This window comes from Intestinibacter sp. (assembly GCF_051866655.1).
Classification (GTDB): Bacteria; Bacillota; Clostridia; order Peptostreptococcales; family Peptostreptococcaceae; genus Intestinibacter.
This window is the reverse complement of record NZ_JBJDXL010000168.1, coordinates 1-5,410: the sequence shown is the minus strand read 5'-3', so window position 1 is coordinate 5,410 and position 5,410 is coordinate 1. Positions and strand designations below refer to the sequence as shown.

Below are 5,410 nucleotides of genomic sequence, written 5' to 3'. Positions count from 1 at the left end.
TATTTTAATAATATCATACTACTTACTTTCAATGTAGTTAACTATATCGCCGATAGTTTTGAATTCTTCAGCATCTTCTTCAGAAATTTCTATATCGTATTTATCTTCTAATGCCATGATTACTTCAACAGCATCTAAAGAATCGGCATTTAAATCATCTTTAAGAGAAGTATCTAAAGTTAATTCATCTAAATCGTCTATACTTAATTGTTCTGCTATTATGTCCCTTATTTCTTCAAACATTTTATACCTCCAACTTTTATCCAATATTTAAATTTTTAATAGTAGTTTAATATAATAATAATTAATTTTCAATATATATTTAGAAAATAGTAGAATTATTTTTATCGTTTACAAGTAAAAATATTTTATACATATACTATCGATAAATATTATCTTAGATTATTATTTTTAATTTATTATGAAAAATATTTAGAAATCGATAAAATACAATAGAAGTAACTTATCTATCTAGAAAATCATATATTAAAATAAATATAAACCTTACTGGGGGGACACATTATGTCAAAGTTAGAGAGTAACCTGTCTAGATTTTTTGGAGATTGTGGAATTAATTTTAACGGGGGAATATTAATTGCGATAGTTTTAGTGTTTTTACTATTGTGTACAGATATTTTAGACGATTTTTTCGATGATGACAGTATATGGATATGGATAATATTGATAATCTTACTGTTATTTAATTTCGATGATGGATGTTGTTGTTAATATAAAATATTGGATAAAAAGTTAGTTTTTTGATTAAATATCATAAACTGACTTTTTTTGTTGTTGCATATTGTAAAACTTTAACATATTTGTTACATTATTGTTATTTGATAAAGAAAAATAAAATGATATAATAATTCTTGGAAAAATAGAAAGGTGAATATTTTATAAAGGGAGTGATTTAAATTAGATTAAAAAAACAAATAAAAGTAGGATTAGTATCATTTGTAGTGATAGCTGGATGCATTGCTGTTGCTTTTTCAATAAAGTCCTTAAATAGACAAAGTAATAACGAAGATGAGCAAGTAAAACAGGGTGTAGAAGTTATAAAAAACTTAGAAAAGCAAGATGTAGTACAGGTTGAAGAAAAAATTGCTTCTATAAAGGCTCAAAATGGAATAACAGATCAACCGGCAGCTACAACAGATGATCAAGATTCTGCAGGTAAGGTTAATTATAAAAGTAAATTCGCTTCATCAGTTATAGTTGGTGATTCAAGAGCGGAGGGTATTTCTGCATATGGATTTTTAACTCAGTCTTCTGTAGTTGCATATAAGGGAAGAAATATTGTAAATGCAAAAAAACAAGGAGATATAAATACAGCTATTGGTTTATATCCTAAAAATATGTTTTTTACATATGGAATAAACGATATTGAATGTTACAGCGATAGTGATAAATTTATAGAACAATATGAAAGTGTAATAGATTTAGTAAAATCTAAGCTACCTAATACTAATATATACATATGTTCAATACTTCCAGTTCAATCATTTACAATATCTCAATATCCTAATTATGCAAACATAGACAAATGGAATGCAGATTTAGAAGCTATGTGTCAAAAAAAGGGTGTTACATATTTAGATGCAAATGGAATTGTCGAACAAAGTGACTATGAACCAGATGGAGTACATTTCGGACCAAATTTTCAAAAGAAATGGCTTGATTTCTTTATACAAAAAGGGAATTTGTAAAATTTAGAGAGGTTTAACATAAAATGAAATTAAAAAAAAGAATAAAAAGTATTATAGCAATTTTATGTTCTTGTATCATTCTTGTAGGATGCAGTAGTGTAAATGATAATTTAACTGCTCAGGATATACAAAAATCTATAGTAGATACAGGTCTTGTAAAAAATATGGAAGAAACAGGAACTAAAGGATTAAAAAGATATTACGGCTTAAATGCAAGTGATTTTGACAGTGTTGTTTTATACACACCAGAATCATCTATGGAAGTAGATGAGATGCTAATTGTAAAGGTTAAAGATAAATCTCAAATAGAAGGTTTGGAGGATGCGATTGACAATAGAATAAATTCTCAGCTTCAAAGCTTTGGAAGTTACGGACCAGAGCAATGTGCATTAGTAAATGATTATGAGTTAAAAACAGAAGGAAAATACGTGTTTTTTGCCATATCTGAAAATGCAGAGGAGCTGAAGGAGGCTTTTAAAGAGTCAATAAAATAATCTCGGCTTTAACTTTATCGATAATAAAAAATAAAAAATTTTGAGAGGGAGGCGATTAAAATAGTATTCAGTAGTATTATATTTTTGTTTACTTTTTTGCCAATAACATTATTACTATATTATGTTAGCCCTAGAATATTAAAAAATTCAATCTTATTAATAGCTAGTTTAGTTTTTTATGCATGGGGAGAGCCTATATATGTATTTTTAATGATAGGAACGATTTTAGCGGACTATTTTTTAGCTATACTAATAGATAGAAATAAGCACGATGAAGGTAAGTGTAAATTTATATTTATACTTACTATTATTTTCAATGTGAGTATATTAGGATTTTTTAAATATTTTGGTTTCTTTATAGATAACATAAATAGTATTTTTCATGTAAATATTCCATTTGAAGGATTAGCTCTTCCAATAGGAATATCATTTTATACTTTCCAAGTATTATCTTATATTGTGGATGTTTACTTGGGTAAAGTTGAAGTTCAACACAATATAATTAACTTTGCTACTTATGTTACAATGTTTCCACAATTAGTAGCAGGACCTATAGTACAGTATCAAACAATAGAAACTCAATTGAACACTAGAAAAGAAAGTGTAATTAAATTTGGAGAAGGTGTAGAGCGTTTTATACAAGGTCTAGGAAAGAAGGTTTTACTAGCAAATAATATAGGTATGCTATGGACAACTGTTTCAGCTATGGAGATATCATCTATATCAGTGCTTACTGCCTGGTTAGGTATAATTGCATATACTTTCCAAATATACTTTGACTTCAGTGGATATTCTGATATGGCTATCGGTTTAGGTAAGATGTTCGGATTTGATTTTATGGAAAACTTTAATTATCCATATATATCAAAGAGTGTTACAGAGTTTTGGAGAAGATGGCATATATCTTTAGGAACATGGTTTAGAGAGTATATATACATACCTTTAGGTGGAAATAGAGTTAGTATGCCAAAGCAAATTAGAAATATATTTGTAGTTTGGTGTCTTACAGGTTTTTGGCATGGAGCTAGCTGGAACTTTGTGATCTGGGGACTTTACTATGGAGTTTTATTATTTTTAGAAAAATTTGCCCTAAAATCTGTTTTAGAAAAGCTACCTAATAGCGTAAAACATATTTACACAATGCTATTAGTTATAATAGGATGGCTGTTCTTTGCGAGTGAGGATTTAGGATTTGCAGTAGATTATCTAAAGGTAATGTTCTTCGTATCAGGAAATGCAATAATTGATAATGCTGGAATATTCTACTTATATACTAATATAGTAATGATGATTATACTTCTTGTATTTTCAACACCGGTTATCAAACAAGTTTTAGAAAATATTGCGAGAAAATATAGAGATAAATTGATAAATCCATCTCTAGTTATATATGGTTTAGTTTTATTTTTAGTTACGGCTTATTTAGTTAATGAAACTTATAACCCATTCTTGTATTTTAGATTTTAAAGGTGGTGAAAAGTATGACTGAAGCGTATAAAACGAAAAGTAGAAATACATCAAAAAATAAAAAGTCTAAGAAAAAATTAGGTAAAAAATACTGTATCTCTTTATCTGTATTATTTATATGCTATATAGTATTTTTTGTAGCAGTAAATACTCTAGGAGAGAAAAAGACTTTCTCAGAAACTGAAAATAGGGTTCTTCAATCAAAGCCTACTTTTTCTGTAGAAAAATTATTTGAAGGAAGATTTATAAGTAAGTATGAAAAGTACAAGGTCGATCAATTCTTTAATAGAGATTTTTGGATAGATGTTAAGGTGAAGACAGACAAGCTATTGCTAAAGAAGAGCTCTAATGGAGTTTATTTAGGAAAGGATGGATATCTATTAGAGGATTTTGAAAAGCCTAATGAAGAAAATGTAGCTAAGAATCTAAAGGCTATAAATGACTTTTCAAATAAATATAAAGATGTAAAGCAATATATGCTGATATCTCCAACGGCTGTAAGTATTTTAAGAGATAAATTACCTCTTGCTGCACCAGTTGAAGATCAACAGAAGTATTTAGATGAGTACTCTAAAAAAATCGATTCAAATATAACTTTTGTAGATACTTATTCAACTTTACTAGAGCATAAGAGTGAGGATTTATATTATAAAAGCGATCATCACTGGACTACTTTAGGTGCATTTTATTCATATCAAAAATTAGCAGAGGATATGGAGTTAAGCTCTAAGGACAGCGATGATTACGATATCGAATTAGTTTCAAATTCATTTGAAGGGGCATTGGCTTCAGAAAGTGGATATAAGACTGATCTAGACAAAATAAGAGTGTATATACCAAAGGATGAAAATGATCAAGTTGTTGTAAATTACGAAGAAGAACAGAAAAAAACAGCGACTTTATATGATAGTGAGAAATTAGATCAAAAAGATAAGTATCAAGTATTTTTAGGTGGAAACCATCCAATTGTAAAAATCGATACTACATCAGATAGTGGAAAGACTCTACTAATATTTAAAGATTCTTACGCAAACTGTTTTATACAATTTTTGACAACTCATTTTAGTAAAATTATATTAGTTGACCCTAGATATTATTACGAGGATATAGATGAATTGATGAAAAATGAAGGTGTTGACGAGGTACTATATTTGTATAATGCAAATACATTTTTCAGCGATACATCCTTAGCCCCTGTTTTAAACAACGAATAAACGATAAATTTAGTAACCTTTCGACTTTAATCTGCATATTATTTATTAAATAAGTAGTATACTTATTAATTTTTGAAAGGGAGAGATCGATATGTCACAAGAACAAGGTTTATCGAGATTTTTTGGTGGAAACTTATTTGGAGGAGGATTTTTCTTCATAGTTTTGATTTTGTTGTTGATGCTAGGAGAAGATTTAATAGAGTGGATACTATGTAATCAAGAATTTTTAATTTGGATAATTATTTTAATAGTATTTTTTAATCTTTGTGATTTTGATTTTGGATGTTGTTAAAATAGGTAACAAATAAATAGTTTTATCATAATATATATTAGAGCATAAAGACCTTTATCATAAAAATATGATGGAGGTCTTTTCTTTTTAAGCGAGGAGGGATTTTATGAATCGTAAATTATCGAGAATGTTTGAATGTATCGGAGGAAGTGGATGGTGGATTATAATTTTGTTCTTTTTATTTTTGGTCTTTCAGGAGTGCTTTATAGATATTTGTTTAAGTGATTGGATACCATT

The 5,410-nt window shown here is 27.9% G+C and carries 7 protein-coding genes; 6 read left to right on the top strand and 1 reads right to left on the bottom strand.

The window, feature by feature from the left end:
- Positions 1–18: 18 nt before the first annotated feature.
- A complete protein-coding gene (gene acpP, locus ACI3VO_RS05125; protein ID WP_290690616.1) occupies positions 19–243 on the bottom strand; it encodes an acyl carrier protein in 225 nt (74 codons plus the stop codon).
- Positions 244–522: 279 nt separating this feature from the next.
- On the opposite strand from acpP, the gene ACI3VO_RS05120 reads away from it, so the two are divergent.
- The 6 genes from ACI3VO_RS05120 to ACI3VO_RS05095 all read left to right on the top strand — a co-directional run bounded on the left by ACI3VO_RS05120 (position 523) and on the right by ACI3VO_RS05095 (position 5,173).
- Complete coding sequence (locus ACI3VO_RS05120; RefSeq protein ID WP_320625293.1) at positions 523–729, top strand: hypothetical protein; 207 nt, start codon at positions 523–525, stop codon at positions 727–729.
- Between the two features lie 230 nt (positions 730–959).
- The gene (locus tag ACI3VO_RS05115; protein ID WP_439756880.1) at positions 960–1,706 is read left to right on the top strand and encodes a GDSL-type esterase/lipase family protein; all 747 of its coding nucleotides are present in this window, start codon (positions 960–962) and stop codon (positions 1,704–1,706) included.
- Between the two features lie 23 nt (positions 1,707–1,729).
- Complete coding sequence (locus tag ACI3VO_RS05110; protein WP_439756879.1) at positions 1,730–2,200, top strand: DUF4358 domain-containing protein; 471 nt, start codon at positions 1,730–1,732, stop codon at positions 2,198–2,200.
- A 210-nt stretch (positions 2,201–2,410) separates the two neighbouring features.
- Complete coding sequence (locus ACI3VO_RS05105; RefSeq protein WP_439756878.1) at positions 2,411–3,667, top strand: MBOAT family O-acyltransferase; 1,257 nt, start codon at positions 2,411–2,413, stop codon at positions 3,665–3,667.
- A gap of 14 nt (positions 3,668–3,681) precedes the next feature.
- A complete protein-coding gene (locus ACI3VO_RS05100) occupies positions 3,682–4,881 on the top strand; it encodes a DHHW family protein (RefSeq protein WP_439756877.1) in 1,200 nt (399 codons plus the stop codon).
- 91 nt (positions 4,882–4,972) lie between these two features.
- Positions 4,973–5,173: a hypothetical protein gene (locus ACI3VO_RS05095; RefSeq protein WP_439756876.1), complete on the top strand. Its 201-nt coding sequence runs from the start codon at positions 4,973–4,975 to the stop codon at positions 5,171–5,173.
- Positions 5,174–5,410: the final 237 nt, after the last annotated feature.

What these genes read in the sequence shown, in the direction of transcription:
- acpP (WP_290690616.1), bottom strand. Translation starts at nt 243, where the DNA reads ATGTTTGAAGAAATAAGGGACATAATAGCAGAACAATTAAGTATAGAC.
- ACI3VO_RS05120 (WP_320625293.1), top strand. Translation starts at nt 523, where the DNA reads ATGTCAAAGTTAGAGAGTAACCTGTCTAGATTTTTTGGAGATTGTGGA.
- ACI3VO_RS05110 (WP_439756879.1), top strand. Translation starts at nt 1,730, where the DNA reads ATGAAATTAAAAAAAAGAATAAAAAGTATTATAGCAATTTTATGTTCT.
- ACI3VO_RS05105 (WP_439756878.1), top strand. Translation starts at nt 2,411, where the DNA reads ATGATAGGAACGATTTTAGCGGACTATTTTTTAGCTATACTAATAGAT.
- ACI3VO_RS05100 (WP_439756877.1), top strand. Translation starts at nt 3,682, where the DNA reads ATGACTGAAGCGTATAAAACGAAAAGTAGAAATACATCAAAAAATAAA.
- ACI3VO_RS05095 (WP_439756876.1), top strand. Translation starts at nt 4,973, where the DNA reads ATGTCACAAGAACAAGGTTTATCGAGATTTTTTGGTGGAAACTTATTT.